Origin of the sequence: Kocuria sp. WRN011 (genome assembly GCF_002295155.1) — a bacterium.
GTDB classification, from domain to species: Bacteria; Actinomycetota; Actinomycetes; order Actinomycetales; family Micrococcaceae; genus Kocuria; species Kocuria carniphila.
This window is the reverse complement of sequence record NZ_NSGI01000001.1, coordinates 487,242-502,865: the sequence shown is the minus strand read 5'-3', so window position 1 is coordinate 502,865 and position 15,624 is coordinate 487,242. Positions and strand designations below refer to the sequence as shown.

At 64.2% G+C, this 15,624-nt stretch carries 18 protein-coding genes and 1 tRNA gene; 10 read left to right on the top strand and 9 right to left on the bottom strand.

Annotated elements, in window-relative coordinates; all coding sequences use genetic code 11:
• Positions 1-27: 27 nt before the first annotated feature.
• The 3 genes from nusG to CKW39_RS02355 form a co-directional block, all read right to left on the bottom strand.
• Positions 28-888, bottom strand: a complete 861-nt coding sequence (gene nusG, locus CKW39_RS02365) for a transcription termination/antitermination protein NusG (protein ID WP_095796551.1) — start codon at positions 886-888, stop codon at positions 28-30.
• A gap of 44 nt (positions 889-932) precedes the next feature.
• Positions 933-1,196: a preprotein translocase subunit SecE gene (gene secE, locus CKW39_RS02360; RefSeq protein WP_095796550.1), complete on the bottom strand. Its 264-nt coding sequence runs from the start codon at positions 1,194-1,196 to the stop codon at positions 933-935.
• Between the two features lie 61 nt (positions 1,197-1,257).
• Positions 1,258-1,330, bottom strand: a tRNA-Trp gene (locus tag CKW39_RS02355).
• A 243-nt stretch (positions 1,331-1,573) separates the two neighbouring features.
• Between CKW39_RS02355 and CKW39_RS02350 the strand changes: the two genes are divergently transcribed.
• Positions 1,574-2,782 (top strand): pyridoxal phosphate-dependent aminotransferase, encoded by a 1,209-nt coding sequence (locus CKW39_RS02350; RefSeq protein WP_095796549.1) that lies wholly within the window; start codon positions 1,574-1,576, stop codon positions 2,780-2,782.
• Positions 2,783-3,169, top strand: coding sequence for a hypothetical protein (locus CKW39_RS02345; RefSeq protein ID WP_129701807.1), 387 nt, complete (start codon positions 2,783-2,785; stop codon positions 3,167-3,169).
• A gap of 74 nt (positions 3,170-3,243) precedes the next feature.
• On the opposite strand, the gene ppk2 is transcribed toward CKW39_RS02345, so the two are convergent.
• Entirely contained in the window at positions 3,244-4,155 is a 912-nt protein-coding gene (ppk2, locus tag CKW39_RS02340; protein WP_095796548.1) for a polyphosphate kinase 2, read from the bottom strand.
• 182 nt (positions 4,156-4,337) lie between these two features.
• On the opposite strand from ppk2, the gene CKW39_RS02335 reads away from it, so the two are divergent.
• Entirely contained in the window at positions 4,338-5,369 is a 1,032-nt protein-coding gene (locus CKW39_RS02335; RefSeq protein ID WP_095796547.1) for a 6-phosphofructokinase, read from the top strand.
• Between the two features lie 147 nt (positions 5,370-5,516).
• Here the strand turns inward: CKW39_RS02335 and CKW39_RS02330 are convergent, their stop codons facing one another.
• The 3 genes from CKW39_RS02330 to CKW39_RS02320 all read right to left on the bottom strand — a co-directional run bounded on the left by CKW39_RS02330 (position 5,517) and on the right by CKW39_RS02320 (position 8,070).
• Positions 5,517-6,740, bottom strand: coding sequence for a folate-binding protein YgfZ (locus CKW39_RS02330; protein WP_095796546.1), 1,224 nt, complete (start codon positions 6,738-6,740; stop codon positions 5,517-5,519).
• A complete protein-coding gene (locus CKW39_RS02325; RefSeq protein WP_095796545.1) occupies positions 6,737-7,345 on the bottom strand; it encodes an FABP family protein in 609 nt (202 codons plus the stop codon). The genes CKW39_RS02330 and CKW39_RS02325 overlap by 4 nt, the downstream gene beginning before the upstream one ends.
• 116 nt (positions 7,346-7,461) lie before the next feature.
• Positions 7,462-8,070 (bottom strand): hypothetical protein, encoded by a 609-nt coding sequence (locus CKW39_RS02320; RefSeq protein ID WP_095796544.1) that lies wholly within the window; start codon positions 8,068-8,070, stop codon positions 7,462-7,464.
• Positions 8,071-8,279: 209 nt separating this feature from the next.
• On the opposite strand from CKW39_RS02320, the gene CKW39_RS02315 reads away from it, so the two are divergent.
• The 7 genes from CKW39_RS02315 (at position 8,280) to asd (ending at position 14,058) form a co-directional block, all read left to right on the top strand.
• A complete protein-coding gene (locus tag CKW39_RS02315) occupies positions 8,280-8,963 on the top strand; it encodes a response regulator transcription factor (protein WP_095796543.1) in 684 nt (227 codons plus the stop codon).
• A 34-nt stretch (positions 8,964-8,997) separates the two neighbouring features.
• Complete coding sequence (gene mshD / locus CKW39_RS02310) at positions 8,998-9,921, top strand: mycothiol synthase (RefSeq protein WP_095796542.1); 924 nt, start codon at positions 8,998-9,000, stop codon at positions 9,919-9,921.
• Positions 9,922-10,012: 91 nt separating this feature from the next.
• The gene (locus CKW39_RS02305) at positions 10,013-10,960 is read left to right on the top strand and encodes an NUDIX hydrolase (protein WP_095796541.1); all 948 of its coding nucleotides are present in this window, start codon (positions 10,013-10,015) and stop codon (positions 10,958-10,960) included.
• 122 nt (positions 10,961-11,082) lie between these two features.
• Positions 11,083-11,904 carry a thymidylate synthase gene (locus tag CKW39_RS02300; RefSeq protein ID WP_095796540.1) on the top strand — a complete coding sequence of 274 codons (822 nt, stop codon included), beginning with the start codon at positions 11,083-11,085 and terminating at the stop codon, positions 11,902-11,904.
• Positions 11,901-12,449 carry a dihydrofolate reductase gene (locus CKW39_RS02295; RefSeq protein ID WP_095796539.1) on the top strand — a complete coding sequence of 183 codons (549 nt, stop codon included), beginning with the start codon at positions 11,901-11,903 and terminating at the stop codon, positions 12,447-12,449. Before CKW39_RS02300 ends, CKW39_RS02295 begins: the two co-directional genes overlap by 4 nt.
• Positions 12,450-12,534: 85 nt before the next feature.
• A complete protein-coding gene (locus tag CKW39_RS02290) occupies positions 12,535-12,879 on the top strand; it encodes a GNAT family N-acetyltransferase (protein ID WP_095796538.1) in 345 nt (114 codons plus the stop codon).
• Between the two features lie 42 nt (positions 12,880-12,921).
• A complete protein-coding gene (gene asd / locus CKW39_RS02285; protein WP_095796661.1) occupies positions 12,922-14,058 on the top strand; it encodes an aspartate-semialdehyde dehydrogenase in 1,137 nt (378 codons plus the stop codon).
• A gap of 8 nt (positions 14,059-14,066) precedes the next feature.
• Here the strand turns inward: asd and CKW39_RS02280 are convergent, their stop codons facing one another.
• The gene (locus CKW39_RS02280) at positions 14,067-14,477 is read right to left on the bottom strand and encodes a PGPGW domain-containing protein (RefSeq protein ID WP_095796537.1); all 411 of its coding nucleotides are present in this window, start codon (positions 14,475-14,477) and stop codon (positions 14,067-14,069) included.
• A 14-nt stretch (positions 14,478-14,491) separates the two neighbouring features.
• On the bottom strand, positions 14,492-15,610 hold the full coding sequence (locus tag CKW39_RS02275; RefSeq protein WP_095796660.1) for a UDP-N-acetylmuramate dehydrogenase: 1,119 nt from the start codon (positions 15,608-15,610) through the stop codon (positions 14,492-14,494).
• Positions 15,611-15,624: the final 14 nt, after the last annotated feature.

Below are 15,624 nucleotides of genomic sequence, written 5' to 3'. Positions count from 1 at the left end.
GGGGGTGTCCGAAAATTAAAGACCAGATCAGATCTTGGTGACCTGGTGGAAGCCCAGGGTGACCGGGGTTTCGCGTTCGAAGATGGACACCAGCACCACGAGCTGCTGGGATTCCACCTTGATCTCGGAGATCGTGGCGGGGAGGGTCTCGAACGGACCTTCCTTCACGATCACGGACTCGCCGACCTCGAAGTCCACGGTGATGGCCGGTTCCGCCGCACCGCCCGCGGCACCGCCGCCGGAGGTGTCGCCCAGGCCCTTGGCCTTCTCCGGGGTCTCGAACACCGGTGCGAGCATCTCGAACACTTCGTCCATGCGCAGCGGCACGGGGTTGTAGGCATCCTGCCCGACGAATCCGGTGACGCCCGGGGTGTGGCGAACCGCGCCCCAGGAGGCGTCGGTGAGGTTCATGCGAACCAGCACGTAGCCGGGGATCCGAACGCGGCGCACGGTCTTGCGCTGGGCATTCTTGATCTCCACGACCTCTTCCATCGGCACCTCGATCTGGAAGATGTCCTCTTCCATGTTGAGGGACTGGATACGGGTCTCCAGGTTGGTCTTCACGCGATTCTCGTAACCGGCGTAGGTGTGAATCACGAACCAGTCGCCCTCTTGGCGGCGCAGCTTGGACTTGAACTCCTCGACGGGGTCGACCTCGTCCTCGGTGTCCTGCTCCTCAGCACCCTCTGCCTCTGCCGGTGCCTCAGCCGGGGCTTCCGTGGCGTCGGCCTGATCGACGTCTGCGGTCTCGGTCTCAGCCGGGGCCTGCTCAGCCTGATCGGCAGTGGCGGACACGCTCTCGGCAGCCTCTGACTGCGCAGCATCCGCCGAGGCGGACTCCGGCTGCGTTGCCTCAGTGGCTTCGTTTTCGAGCTCGTGGTCGGTCACTGGTGATTCCTGCTTTCTATGGACGACTAGAAGATTGAGTGGTCTCAGGCCTGTTCGCCGTTGCCGAAGAGCCAAATGGCAACCTGACCGAAGCCCAGGTCCAGAAGCGAAATCAGCAACATCATGAAGGCCACGAAGACCAGCACGACCAGAACGTAGTTGACGAGTTCGCGGCGAGAAGGCGCCACGACCTTCTTCAGCTCGCCGATGACCTGTCGGATGAACAACCAGATGCGACCTAAAAAGCCCCGCTGCTGATTGGATCCAGCGGGTTGGTCCGAGGTTTCTCCGGTAACGGTGTGCGACATCGGCTCTCCCCTGCGTGGATTGGTTCCCGGCGGTGGTTTATGTGCCGTTGTAGGTCTGAAGCAGGGCAGACAGGACTCGAACCTGCAACCTGCGGTTTTGGAGACCGCTGCGCTACCAATTGCGCCACTGCCCTTCAGTTTGCGGCTTGTTCACACAAGACCACGAACACGGTGCATGAGCTTACCACCTTCGCCCGACCGATCCGGCACTCGGTCCGAATTCAGGCGTGCGAAAGTAAACGCACCAACAAGCCATGGTACGCGCACGGGGCCCTCCGTGCAAAGCAAGCAGATCCGCGCCTAAACTGGGAGGCGAGCGCCTACTGGCTGCGCAGTCAGGGCGGACGCCGTCACCGAACCGAGGAGAGTTGACCACCATGCCCCCAGCTCAGCAGCGAATTTCCCGCAAGATCGACGCGATTGCCGAGTCCGCGACCCTCGCGGTGGACGCGAAGGCCAAGGCGCTCAAGGCCGAGGGGCGTCCCGTGATCGGTTTCGGTGCCGGTGAACCCGACTTCTCGACCCCCGATTACATTGTCGAGGCTGCCGCCGAGGCTCTCAAGGATCCCAAGAACTTCCGGTACTCCCCCGCCGCAGGCCTGCCCGAGCTTCGTCAGGCAATAGCCGACGCCACCGCTCGTGATTGCGGCTGGACCGTAGAACCGTCGCAGGTTCTGGTCACCAACGGCGGCAAGCAGGCCGTGTACGAGGCATTCCATACCGTGGTGGACGAGGGCGACGACGTCTTGCTCCCCGCCCCCTACTGGACCACCTATCCCGAGGCCATCCGCTTGGCCGGGGGCAACCCCGTCGAGGTGTTTGCCGGCGCGGATCAGGATTACAAGGTCACCCCCGAACAGCTTGAGGCCGCTTACACGGAGAACACCAAGGCACTGCTGTTCTGCTCGCCCTCCAACCCCACCGGTTCGGTCTACAGCGCCGAGGAGACCAAGGCCGTGGGCGAATGGGCCGCGTCCAAGGGCATCTTTGTGATCAGCGACGAGATCTACCAACACCTGACTTACGACGGCGTGGAGTTCACCTCGATCGCCCAGGCCGCTCCCGAATTGCACGAGCACCTGATCCTGCTCAACGGTGTGGCCAAGACCTACGCGATGACCGGTTGGCGCGTGGGGTGGATGGTCGGCCCCAAGGATGTCATCAATGCCGCCGCCAACCTGCAGTCCCACCTCAGCTCCAATGTGAACAACGTGGCCCAGCGCGCGGCACTCGCCGCCCTGAACGGGCCCATGGACCAGGTGACTGCCATGCGCGAGGCCTTTGATCGCCGTCGTCGGGTGATCGTTGACGGGCTCAATGCCATTGACGGCGTGGTCTGCCCCACCCCCACCGGCGCGTTCTATGCCTATCCGGACGTGACCGCACTGTTGGGTCGCGAATTCGACGGCGTGACGCCCCAGACCAGCGCAGAGCTGGCCGAAATGATCCTGGAACGGGCCGAAGTGGCTGTGGTCCCTGGTGAAGCGTTCGGCCCGTCCGGTTACCTGCGCCTGTCCTACGCCCTGGGAGACGATGATCTTGCCGAGGGCCTGTCCCGCCTACAGAAAGTTCTGGGAGCCAAGTAGATGAACTTCAAAGAAACCCTGCACTCCGTGGACCAGCAGCTACCCTCCCCCGTGGAGATGCCCAGCTCCGCCGTGGTCGCCAGTGGTCTGATCGGTGGCTACGCCGTGGCCCGCCTGACCAAAATCCGCGCGCTGGGCGGTGTGGCCCTGCTGGCGGACGGCGTAATGGCCGGACGCACTTGGTACAAGTCCGCCGGACCCGCCACGACCGCGGGCCTGAGCGTGCTGTACCTGGCGGGCTTCGGGTTGTCCCACCCGCTGGCCAAGAAGATCGGCGCGTGGCCCTCCGTGCTGACCGTGGCGGCCGTCAACTCGGCGGCCTCGTGGTTCCTGGTGGACCGCCACAATTTCGCCCGGGCCGAGGAGGAACTGAACGAGATCGCCTGAGGGATCAGCCAGCAGAAGCAGGGGCCCGCACCACGTGGTGCGGGTCCCTGCTTCTGTTCAACGACCGGTGGTCGTCAGTCGTCCACGGCGTCGCGGCCGCGCCGGACGATCAGCGGATCCGGTGGGTACACCACCGAGGTGTCCTTGTCCTCGTAGTCGAACTGGTTGAGGAAGTAGCGCATGGCGTTTAGTCGGGCACGCTTCTTGTCGTTGGACTTGATGGTGATCCACGGCGCGTGGTCCGTGTCCGTGCGGCGGAAGGTCTCTTCCTTGGCCACGGTGTAGTCCTCCCAGCGGTCCAGGGAAGCCAGGTCCATGGGCGAAAGCTTCCAACGGCGCACGGGGTCGATCTGGCGGATCGCGAAGCGGGTGCGCTGTTCGTGCTGGGTCACGGAGAACCAGAACTTGGTCAGGTGAATTCCCGCGTCCACGAGCATCTGCTCGAACGTGGGTGCCTGCTCCATGAAACTTTCGTACTCTTCGTCGGTGCAGAAGCCCATGACGCGTTCCACGTTGGCACGGTTGTACCACGAACGGTCGAACAGCACGATCTCGCCATTGGTGGGCAAGTGTTGGATGTAGCGCTGGAAGTACCACTGACCCAATTCACGGTCCGACGGCTTGTTCAGCGCCACCGTACGTGCGGCACGCGGGTTGAGGTGCTCGGTGAAGCGTTTGATGGTGCCGCCCTTGCCTGCGGCGTCACGGCCCTCGAACACGATCACGTGCTTGAGGTCATTGTCCTGACCCCAGTACTGAAACTTGAGCAGCTCGATCTGGAGCTGGTACTTCTCGAGTTCGTAGTCCTCGCGGGACATGCGCTCGTCATACGGGTAGCCCTCGCGCCACGTCTCCACGGCGCTTCCACCTGGATCGATGAGGTCCGGGTCCGGAGACTGCCCGTCCCGCACCGTGTACCCCTGTTCCACAAGTTTGTCGATGAACTCGCGGAGGTTCTCCCGTGCCGGTTCCTGCTGCGGGGTCATATGTCCTCCTAGTGGGTTGTGCCGCGGGCGGCACCTGTATACGTCTCGCGATCAATCCTAGTTGGCGGGGTTAACGAGTGTTGAACACGGCGCGGTACCGGCCTTCATCCGCAATACTCCCAACTCACTAGACTGGAAACGGAAGGTTCGACACTCGATCACCCAGGAGCGCTGAAGCACGCATGAGAATTGGCCTAATGACGAGCGGTGGAGACTGCCCCGGACTGAATGCCGTGATCCGCGGTGCTGTCCTGCACGGAATCAAGTCCTACGACCACGAGTTCGTGGGCTTCCGTGACGGTTGGCGCGGTGTGGTTGAAGGCGACATCATGGACCTTCCTCGCCAGAGTGTTCGTGGCCTGGCGCGCCAGGGCGGCACCATTCTGGGCACCTCGCGGACCAACCCGTTCGACGGCCCCAACGGCGGTCCGGAGAACATTGCCAAGGTGCTGGAGGCCAACGAGATCGACGCGATCGTTGCCATCGGCGGCGAGGGCACGCTGGCCGGCGCCAAGAGGCTTGCGGATGCGGGGCTCCCCGTGGTGGGCGTTCCCAAAACCATCGACAACGATTTGAAGGCCACCGACTACACGTTCGGTTTCGACACCGCCGTGTCTATCGCGACCGACGCCATGGACCGATTGCGCACCACCGGTGAATCACACCACCGCTGCATGGTGGCTGAGGTCATGGGCCGCCACGTGGGCTGGATCGCGCTGCATTCCGGCATGGCGGCCGGTGCCCACGCGATCCTGATCCCCGAATACGGGGTCTCCATGGAGCAGGTCTTCAAGTGGGTCAAGGAAGTCTACGACCGCGGTCGCGCACCGCTCGTGGTCGTGGCCGAGGGTTTCATCCCCGAAGGCTACGAAGAGGCCATCGCGGGCAAGGGCCAGGAAGCATCCGGCCGACCGCGCCTGGGCGGCATCGGGGATTACGTGACCCGTGAGATCGAGGACATCACCGGTATCGAAACCCGTAACACCATCCTGGGGCACATCCAGCGCGGCGGCGCGCCCACCGGTTTCGACCGTGTACTCGCCACGCGTCTCGGCATGGCTGCAGCGACCATGGCCGCGGATCAGGACTGGGGTCAGATGTGCGCCCTGCGCGGCACCGACGTGGTGCGCGTCGACTTCGCCGAGGCACTGGACGGCCTCAAGGAGGTCCCGCTGGATCGCTACGAAGAGGCCATGGTGCTATTCGGGCGGTAGTCTCCCGGCGGCGTCGGCGAACCGGCGCTGGCGAACCGGCACCGGCCCCACTGCAAGGCAACCCCTCCCCGTGGCCGGGGCAGAGAGATGAATCGCGGCGGTTCAGGTAGCTACCTGAACCGCCGCGATTCTCTTGTCTGGCGAGACCTAAAGTCGCATGCCGCCGTCGCGAGGTCCGCGCATGAGGTCCTTGGGCCTACCGACCACGGAACCCGCGTCGGGCTGGACCACCACGGTCTGGGCGGCAGACCATTGCTCGGTCGATCCCGCGTCCTCGGCGCCCTCCGGCAGGGTGGCGTCAGCCTGTGCCGCGGCGCTTTCGACAGTGTCCCGCACCAGCAGCTCGGCCTGCGGGTCCACGTTGCGCTTGAGCACGGCCAACGCAATGGGGCCGGCCTCATAATGCAGTCGCGCCGACGTCACCTGCCCCACCTTCTTACCGTTGAGCGTGACCTCCGCCCCCGCTGACGGCAGGGTGTGCTGGGACCCATCGAGATCCAGGAACGTGAGCCTACGCGGCGGGTGTCCCAGGTTGTGCACACGGGCCACGGTCTCCTGCCCCTTGTAACAACCCTTGGACAGGTGCACTGCCGTGCGCATCCAGTCGAGCTCGTGGGGAATGGTCTTGACATCCGTTTCGGCACCCCAGCGCGGGCGCCACGCGGCAATGCGCAGCGCCTCCGCGGCCCAGGAACCCGCCGGGACGAGTCCACGCTGGTTCAGTGCAGTTGCCGCTGAATCCAGTACCGTCATAGGAATCAGGTGCTCGAACCAGGGGCGTTCCAGCCCCGGGTGTTCCGGTGCCGCACTGTAAGCGTAGCCACCCGGAGAAATCTCGGGCCAGGGATCGCGCCACGTGATCACGGATGCCGACGCCGCCTGCTCGCCTTCCGGGGCACCGGCCAGTTCCGAACTCAGATCCTTGGTCGCGGCAATAACGGCCCACTGGTCCGTGACGTCCGCAACGTCGACCCGCAGGGCGAAGCGCATCGACTCCAGCCACGCAGCCAGCCCTGGTGCTTCCTGGGCCTCGGCAATGAGCCACGTGGTGGTCCCGTCATCCACGGCGTGGGGAGCGTACTCAACCCTGCCTTGGACGCTCAGGAACATGGTTTCGGTGCTCTGTCCTGGCTTCAGACCCGTGAGCACCTGAGAAGACAGCGTGGTGAGCCAATTGAGACGATCAGCGCCGGTCACGGTGACCACGCCGCGCTGCGACTGGTCCACGTACCCGGTGCCGCGCGCGAGGGCACGTTGTTCGGGAACGGGATCTCCGTAGTGGCCTGCCACCCCCTCGTCCAGGCCTTCTGCCTCCACCGCGCCGGGACGCGACAGAAGAACGGATCGGTACGAGGATTCAGTGGAAGTCACTGTTGCGGATCAACCTTTTTCAGTTCGGCGGAGGCATGCGTGGCCAGTTCGTGACCGTTGGCGGCCATGTCCCAGGCCCACATGAGATTCCCATTGACCAGACCGTAGAGCCGGGTCCCGGAGGCGTACTCCTTGGAGCCCTGAGCGCGCATCACGGCGTCAGTGGCCAGGTCCACGCGAGGTCCTTTGATCTGCCCCAGGTACAGCTCGGAGATGCCGCCGGGGTGCAGCATGGACACGGAGATGTCGAAGCCACCGTCCGCGTTGCGCAGATCCTCGACGTCTTGTGCGGCCTTCAGGACCGGCACGGGATCGGGTGGCAGCATGCCGGGACCGATGTCGCCGTCTTCGCGGGGACGAGCCAGTTCCCAGAAACCCTGTTCGTAGGTGGCCTCGCGCTGGGATTCGCCCTCTTCATTGAGGAGCGTGGTTTGGGCACGATAGATCACGAACGGCAGACCGTGCTGCTCGAACGTGACTCGTTGCCGGAACGCACGCTGTTCGGCGTCTCCGTAACCGACGAAGCCGTCACCCTCCCAGGTTCCCAGGAGCCATGCGAACGGCACGAGCTCCGGGGTGAGATTGGTGGGGATCTCTACGGGCATGGATTTAGAGCTGGCCCTTGTAGAGGCTGGTGATGACCTTCAGTGCTATGCCGCCGATAGCGAGACCGGCCAGAACCAACAGGACGAGGAAGAAGATTTCGAGTGCAAGCATGGCTCTAAGCTACCACGGAGCCCAGCACCCGACCGGCAAAAAGTGCGGCCACGCCGAGTAGTGCAACGGGTGTTACGCCGAGGGTCAACAGGCCCCGTCGCTTGGGGGTTTCGGGCGCTGCCGAGATGATCCGGAATCCCACAACGGTGATGATGACGGCCAGCGGCAGGCCCACGCCCCCCAGGGTCACCCAGGTTCCCAGTCCATACAGTTCTTCCACGTGGCCCAGGCCGACCCAGCCGGAGGCACTGACAGCGGCGAGTACGCCTGTGACGGACGCCAGAGTGGATTCCAGGCGCCCCTTGGCACCTTCGCCGCGCACGAGCTCGGCCACGCACACGGCCATGAACGCCACACCCACCACCGCGGGAAGCCAAATCAGTTGCTGATCCGGGACGAAGGTGACGAGTGAGCACGCGATGACACCCGCCACCGCAATGATCACGTTGTGCCTACGTCGCGCGTTGATGCCCGTTGCAGCGGGCCATCCCACGGCGATGACCACGGCCATGGCCACGGAGACGATCAAGGGGAGCCAGCCGCCGAGCACACTGGCGGCGAGGGCAAGAATCAACGAGACGGCGGCAGCGCCGATGATTCTTGCGTATCTCATGGGTGTCCTTCGCGCACGGTCAGGGAAAAATGCTGCCTTCAGCCTAACCGCCCCCGCGTGGGGAACACGTCAGCGTGCAACTGGACCGGAGCTTGGATGTTCCGCCATGTCGGTGAAAGTTAACGGACCTTTCGAATATTTATAATGGTCGTCACAGCCTCCCGGGGAACTCCCGTACGGGGCTCCGCTCACCACTGACGGGATGATCCGTGCTCCAGATTGTGCTGCTCAGCGATGCAACCAACGCGCTTGCCGGCGTTTTGCCGGGACTCGAACTGCTGTCGCACAAGGTAGAAGTGGTGCCCCTCAGTTCCCCCGGGGCGCTCAAGCGAGTGCAGCGACCGGATGTCGTGGTTCTCGACGGCACCTCAAACATGGTGGCCGCGCGCAACACGGCCCAAGCCTTGGCCGCTCGCGACAACCCCGCCCCCGTGCTCGTGGCCCTGACCGAGGGCGGAATGGCGGCCGTGGCGGCGTCGTGGTGTGTCACGGACGTGGTGCTGACCAATGCCGGGCCCGCGGAGATCGAGGCGAGACTGCGGCTCGCGAGCGCCAAGGTGGCCGAGGAAACCGAGGACGACACGTTGATCCGTGCAGGCAACGTGACCATCGACGATGGTTCCTACACCGTGAAGATCGGTGGCACTCCGCTCAACCTCACCTACAAGGAATTCGAGCTGCTCAAGTTCCTGGCGCAGAACGTGGGGCGGGTCTACACACGGGCCCAGTTGCTGTCCGAAGTGTGGGGCTATGACTACTACGGCGGCACTCGCACGGTGGATGTGCATATTCGAAGGCTGCGCGCGAAATTGGGTGCCGATCACGAGCACCTGATCACCACGGTGCGTAACGTGGGGTACAGCTTCACGGCGGGTCGGGACACCGAGTCCTGACGCGCCGGTCAACCGCTCATAGTGGAGGTATGCCATGGCCGTGACCATTTTCAGCCAGGACGGAATCACCGATTCCGCAGCAGTGTCGGACTTAGCTCAGCGAGCCACACGCGCCGACGGCGATCCCCCCTTCTCGGACCAAACTCTGGTTGACGTGCGTTCGGCCAAGGCGGGGCTCCGGTCGGTCACCGCCGTCCAGGACGGCGCCCTGGTGGGCGCGGCCGTCATCAATCCCGATCCGGATCAGGCCTCGACCTTCACGGTTGAACTGGTGGTGGACCCCGAACACCGCGGTGCGGGAATCGGCACGGCCCTCGCGCGTGAGGTCCGCGGGCAGGTCGAGGGCACCGTGGAGGCGTGGGCCCACGGCAATCATCCGGGTGCCCAACGGCTCGCGGAAACCTACGGGCTGAGCTCCGTGCGAGACCTCTACCGGTTGAAGCGCTCGCTGCGTGGGGCGTCGGATCTTCCCCTGCCGGTGGACTTGGCCGAGAACCTCGAGATTCGTCCGTTCGAGGTGGATCGTGATGAGAACGGCTGGCTGCGGGTCAACTCCCAAGCCTTCTCCGAACACCCCGAGCAGGGCAAGATGACCCTCGACGACCTGCGGCAGAGGGAAGCCGAGGACTGGTTCGACGCACCCGGCTTCCTGCTGGCCGTACGCGCGGAGGATCCCCAGGACATCCAGGGTTTCCACTGGACCAAGATTCACCCGGCCTCTGATGGTTCGCCCGCGATGGGCGAGGTCTACGCGGTGGGCATCTCCCCCGAGCAGCAGGGCCGCGGTGTGGGCAAGGCGCTGACTGCGGCGGGCATCAACTACCTCGCGGATCAGGACCTCGAGGATGTCATGCTCTACGTCGACGGGGACAACACCGCAGCCATGGCTCTGTACGAGAAACTCGGTTTCGAGCGCTGGCACCTGGACGTGATGTTCCGGGGCGAGATCACCGGATAGCGGATCACCGGATAGCATCGAAGAGGTGCCGCTCCACCCCACAAGGTGGATCCGTGTGCACCACCTCGGTCCATCAGACAGAGAGCGGGTCATGGCGAAAAGTAATGCCTCCGGAAAGATCGACATCTACGCCGCAGGCTGTTTGTGCTGGCGTATCAGCGCAGGTGAGCTACAAGTGCTGGTCATTCATCGGCCGCGTTACGACGACTGGTCCTGGCCCAAGGGCAAGCAGGACAACGGGGAAACTCTCCCGGAAACCGCGGTGCGTGAACTGCGTGAAGAAGTGGGTCTCTCTGTGCGCCTTGGTGTGCCACTGCCTGACATCCGCTACCAGGTGAAGGACCAGTGGAAGCTGGTGAAGTACTGGGCCGCCGAGATCTCACCGTCCGTCAAGGCCAAACCGGATCACGGTGAAGTTGACGAGCTCCGATGGGTGTCCGCCGACCACGCACGCAAGATGCTGACCAACGACGACGACCGCGAGCCCCTCGACGAGCTGGTCCGGTTGCACCGCCACGGAAACCTAGCCACCCGCCCCGTGATCATCGTGCGCCACGCCAAGGCCAAGCCCCGTTCTTCGTGGCAGCGGGCCGAAGGTGACCGCCCCCTGGCCGCCACGGGCAAACGGCAAGCCCTGGCCGTCACCCGGTTGTTGGCCGCCTGGCAACCCCGCCGGGTCATCACCTCTCCGTGGTTGCGCTGCATGTCCACGGTGATTCCGTTCGCCAAGAAGTACAACGCCAAGGTCAAGGAACGGTCGCAGTTGACCGAGGCCTCCCACAAGCGTTCTCCCAAGAAAGCTGCCGCCGTGGTCGAGCAGCTCTTCGACACGGAACACCCCGTGGTGCTGTGCACGCACCGACCGGTGCTCCCGACCGTCTTGAAAGTGCTCTCCCGCCATATGCCCAATTCGTTGGGCGACGACCTGCCGGAGTCGGACCCGTACCTGTCCCCCGGCGAGATGATCGTGCTGCAAATGCCCCGGAACAAAAAGAGCCGGGCCGTTAGTTGTGAAATCATCACCCCGTTCGACGACTGACCCCCGAGGGTCAACCCGGCCTTTCTCCTCGACCCAGTACCCGTGGCCGCCGGGCCCGCGCCCGCCGGGCTGCCCCGCGATCAAGACAACGACACCGGGTCGTATTCTGCACAAAGGAAACCATGACCGTCATTCCCACGCCCTACGAAGACCTCCTGGCCGAAGTCATGGCCGACGGTGCGATCAAGTCCGACCGCACCGGCACGGGCACGCGCTCCGTATTTGGTCGTCAGATCCGCTATGACCTCTCGGAGTCCTTCCCTCTGCTGACCACCAAACGTGTGCACTTCAAGTCCCTCGCCCTGGAACTGCTGTGGTTCCTCTCCGGATCCTCGAACGTGCGCTGGTTGCAGGAACGCGGCGTGAGCATCTGGGACGAGTGGGCGGACGAAAACGGTGATCTGGGTCCGGTGTACGGCGTGCAGTGGCGCAGTTGGCCGGCCGGTCATGGGGAGAGCATCGACCAGATCGCCCGCGTAGTGGAATCCATCAAGACGTCGCCGCATTCGCGCCGTCACATGGTGACGGCGTGGAACCCGGCCGAGGTCGAGAACATGGCGCTGCCGCCGTGCCACGCCCTGTTCCAGTTCTACGTCCAGCCCCGTGAGGACGGCCCCGATGCCCTGAGCTGCCAGCTGTACCAGCGTTCGGCGGATCTGTTCCTGGGTGTGCCGTTCAACATCGCGTCCTATGCGCTGCTCACCATGATGGTGGCTCAGCAGTGCGATCTGGTGCCCGGTGAGTTCATCTGGACCGGTGGTGACTGCCACATTTACAGCAATCACGTGGAACAAGTGACCAAGCAGCTGGCCCGCGAGCCCTACCCGTATCCTCAGTTGAAAATCCTGCGCAAACCGGAATCCATCTTCGACTACGAGTTCGAGGACTTCGAGGTCGTGGGATACCAGCACCACCCGGGCATCAAGGCGCCGGTGGCGGTATGAGCGCCAAAGGATCGGCACGCCCCACCGTGGGTGGCATCTGGGCGCAGAGCCCGGAGGGTGTGATCGGCAAGGACGGCACGATCCCCTGGCACGTGCCCGAAGATCTGCGATTCTTCTCGATCACGACCACCGGGAATCCCGTCATCATGGGCCGCCGCACGTGGGAATCGTTCCCGCCCAAGTTCCGCCCGTTGCCGGCCCGACCGAACATCGTGGTCACCAGCCACCCCGAGACCGTGGCGAGCGACCAGAACAACGTGTGGACGGCGGCGTCGTACGCCGAAGCCCTGGATCTGGCCCAATCGCTACTCAAGCAGCCGGACGGCGACATCTGGGCGATCGGCGGGACCCGCATCTGGGCCGACGCCCTCGCGCACCCAGAACTGCCGCTGCGCCGGGCCTACGTGACCACCGTGGACCTACCCGTCGAAGGCGATACCGTGGCGCCGGAACTGGATGAGTCCTGGAGCCATCGCGAACTGGCCGACTGGGCCGAATCGAGCAAGGGCCCCCGCTTCCGCGTGGACGAATACACCCGGACGTGAGTCTTCGCGCGACTCAGTGCGCGGTGCCCTCGATACATGCGATAGCGTGATCTTGACCACATCAACCTTGGAGGATTGAGCCGCCGTGACTACTGGCCCCACACCGAGCATTCATGAAAGCCCCACGCTCGAGCTCCGCGCCAATCCCGACCTCGGTCGTTACGACTTGTGGGACGACCAGCAGTTCATTGGCTTCCTGGGCGTGGAAGTCCTCGAGGACGGCACCGTGGACGTGCAACACACCATCGTGGCCGAGGCCTTCGGCCGCCAAGGTTACGCGCGCACGCTGGTGACTTTCGTTTTCGATCAGTTCCGCGAACAAGGCGTGAAGATCCGCCCCACCTGCACGTACGTGCTCGATTACCTGGAGCGGTTCCCGAGTTACCGGGATCTGGTCGCCGAGACCCCGGATCCCCGCAACCAGGAGTAACTGTGATTCGTGCCCTATCCATCGGTCGATAGACTGGGCGGCATGACTTCACAACCCTCAGCCGTAGGCTTCATCGGCTGGCGCGGCATGGTCGGTTCCGTTCTGATGGACCGTCTGCGCGCCGAGAACGATTTCGCGAGCCTTGATCCCGTGTTCTTCTCCACTTCCAACGCCGGAGGTGCCGCACCCACCATTGACGGTCTGGGCGACACAGGCACGTTGAAGGACGCCTACGACATTGAGGCTCTGTCCGCGCTGCCCATTCTGGTGACCGCGCAGGGCGGCGACTACACCAAGGCCGTGCACTCCAAGTTGCGCGAGGCCGGCTGGGACGGCGTCTGGATCGACGCGGCGTCCACGCTGCGCATGGAGGAGTCCTCCATCATCCCGCTGGACCCGGTCAACCGCGACGTGATCGACGCCGGCCTGGCGCGCGGCGTCAAGGACTTCACCGGCGGTAACTGCACCGTCTCGTGCATGCTCATGGGCCTGGGCGGGCTGTTCAACAACGACCTGGTCGAGTGGACCACATCCATGACCTACCAGGCCGCCTCCGGTGGCGGTGCCCGCCACATGCGCGAGGTCATTCAGCAGTTCGGCGACATCCACGGTTCGGTCTCGGATCAGCTCGCCGACGCCGCCTCGGCCATTCTCGAGATCGATCGCGCGGTACTCGCCAAGCAGCGTTCCGGCGAATTGGACGCATCTCAGTTCGGTGTCCCGCTGTCCGGGTCGCTGATCCCCTGGATCGACGCCGACCTGGGTAACGGCCAGTCCCGCGAGGAGTGGAAGGCCGAGGCCGAGACCAATAAGATCCTGGGTCGCTCCGGCAAGGATTCAATTCCCGTGGACGGGTTGTGCGTGCGCATTGCGGCCATGCGCAGCCACTCCCAGGCGCTGACCATCAAGTTGCGGGAAGACATCCCGGTGGACGAGATCGAGCGGATCATTGATGCCGAGAACCAGTGGGCCAAGGTCATTCCGAACACCAAGGAAGCCAGCACACAGGATCTGACTCCGGTGGCTGCTTCCGGTTCGTTGGACATCCCCGTGGGCCGCATCCGCAAGCTCTCGATGGGCCCGGAGTACATCTCCGCCTTTACCGTGGGAGATCAGCTGCTGTGGGGTGCCGCTGAGCCCCTGCGCCGCATGCTCAAGATCGTGACAGGCACGCTGTAAGTAGGTAGTTACTTCTCGTTCGTTTCAGGGGCCGTGACACGCATGTGTCGCGGCCCCTGAACTAGGTGATGGGGCTTGTCACGGGCTCGGCGGAAGCGCCACTCGGCCACGATGTTGGACCACCAGCGCCACGCCGTGATCGCCAGCCGCTTGACTCGTTGGTTGAGCCGGTGCGCCCACGCGAATTCGGTGCTCCATAGTCCGATGCCCAGAAAGATGAACAGCCATCCCGGGCCGGGGGTGACCAGCATGATGATCCCCAGCACCACGAAGACCGCGCCCAGCACGGTCACCAATGTCAGGTGAATCGCGCGCAGAGCGGGGTGTTTGTGCGAGAAGGCTTTGATCCGCAGCACGGTCCTGTGGATCCGGCCGCCTTCCTCGCCTCGCCGGATTTCTTCCTGTAATTCGGAACTCATACTGAAGCGAGCATCTAGAGGCTCATCCCCAGCAGGACAGGCTCGGGAACCAGGCGCACGCCGAACACGTGCTCCACACCGTCGCGCACGGTGCGCGCCAGCGCCGCTAAATCATCCGAAGACGCCCCACCGCGGTTAGTCATGGCCAGGGTGTGCTTTGTCGAGAGGGCTGCGCGGCCGTTGGCCACGGTCTCCCCGTCAAGGTCCAGCTGCTGATTGCGGGACCCTGGAAGGCCAAACCCCTTGGCAAATCCGGAATGATCGATCAGCCAGGCTGCGGAGAGCTTGGTGGAACCGGGGATCTCGTGACCGGCGGCGTCGAGCACCGGATAGCGTGGGGCGTCGTCCGGGATGCTTGCCAGCCGGGCGGGATCGTCCACGATCGGGTTCGTGAAAAACGACCCGGTGCTGTAAGTGTCCCGATCCTCAGGGTTGAGCACCATGCCCTTGGAGGCGCGCAATCGCAGCACGGTCTCGCGCACGGTGTCCAAGGGTGCGCACTCGCCGATCTCGACGCCCAGCGCTCCTGCTAGCTGCCCATAGCGCACAGGGAGACCCACCTCCTGCGGGAGCAAGCGGAAGGCCACGGAGAGCACTACATAGCGCGGTGATCCGTGTTCCATGCTCCGCTTGAGCACGGAATCACGATAGGAGAATTCCAGCTCGTCCGCGCTGAAGGTTCGGGGTTCCCCAGCCTGACGGTCCCACGTGTGGACATTTTCAATGGTCTGTGAGACCTCGGTGCCGTACGCGCCCACGTTCTGCACGGGGGTTGCACCCGTGGTGCCGGGAATGCCCGAGAGCGTCTCCAGGCCCGCCAAGCGCTGCTCCACGCTCCACAGCACCGCTTGATCCCACGAATGACCGGCCTGGACCGTCACGAGGGTGCCCATGGCCGGATCCGTGTCGAGCACGTCGATACCCTGAGTGGCCACGTGCACCACCGTTCCCTCGAAGCCGTGGTCCGAGGCCAAAATGTTGGATCCGCCACCCACGATCAGGACCGGCTCCCCAACTTCATCGGCCTGTGCCACCGCCTGGACCAGTTGCTGTTCGGTCTCCGCCTTGAGGTAACGGGTCGCGGGGCCTCCCACCGCAGTGGTGGTCAGATCGGCCAGTCGGGGTGCGTTCATGATGGACAACTCTA

Excerpts from the sequence above, each read along its gene's own strand:
- secE (WP_095796550.1), bottom strand. The coding sequence starts at position 1,196 with ATGTCGCACACCGTTACCGGAGAAACCTCGGACCAACCCGCTGGATCC.
- CKW39_RS02350 (WP_095796549.1), top strand. The coding sequence starts at position 1,574 with ATGCCCCCAGCTCAGCAGCGAATTTCCCGCAAGATCGACGCGATTGCC.
- CKW39_RS02345 (WP_129701807.1), top strand. The coding sequence starts at position 2,783 with ATGAACTTCAAAGAAACCCTGCACTCCGTGGACCAGCAGCTACCCTCC.
- ppk2 (WP_095796548.1), bottom strand. The coding sequence starts at position 4,155 with ATGACCCCGCAGCAGGAACCGGCACGGGAGAACCTCCGCGAGTTCATC.
- CKW39_RS02335 (WP_095796547.1), top strand. The coding sequence starts at position 4,338 with ATGAGAATTGGCCTAATGACGAGCGGTGGAGACTGCCCCGGACTGAAT.
- CKW39_RS02325 (WP_095796545.1), bottom strand. The coding sequence starts at position 7,345 with ATGCCCGTAGAGATCCCCACCAATCTCACCCCGGAGCTCGTGCCGTTC.
- CKW39_RS02320 (WP_095796544.1), bottom strand. The coding sequence starts at position 8,070 with ATGAGATACGCAAGAATCATCGGCGCTGCCGCCGTCTCGTTGATTCTT.
- mshD (WP_095796542.1), top strand. The coding sequence starts at position 8,998 with ATGGCCGTGACCATTTTCAGCCAGGACGGAATCACCGATTCCGCAGCA.
- CKW39_RS02305 (WP_095796541.1), top strand. The coding sequence starts at position 10,013 with ATGGCGAAAAGTAATGCCTCCGGAAAGATCGACATCTACGCCGCAGGC.
- CKW39_RS02300 (WP_095796540.1), top strand. The coding sequence starts at position 11,083 with ATGACCGTCATTCCCACGCCCTACGAAGACCTCCTGGCCGAAGTCATG.
- CKW39_RS02295 (WP_095796539.1), top strand. The coding sequence starts at position 11,901 with ATGAGCGCCAAAGGATCGGCACGCCCCACCGTGGGTGGCATCTGGGCG.
- asd (WP_095796661.1), top strand. The coding sequence starts at position 12,922 with ATGACTTCACAACCCTCAGCCGTAGGCTTCATCGGCTGGCGCGGCATG.
- CKW39_RS02280 (WP_095796537.1), bottom strand. The coding sequence starts at position 14,477 with ATGAGTTCCGAATTACAGGAAGAAATCCGGCGAGGCGAGGAAGGCGGC.
- CKW39_RS02275 (WP_095796660.1), bottom strand. The coding sequence starts at position 15,610 with ATGAACGCACCCCGACTGGCCGATCTGACCACCACTGCGGTGGGAGGC.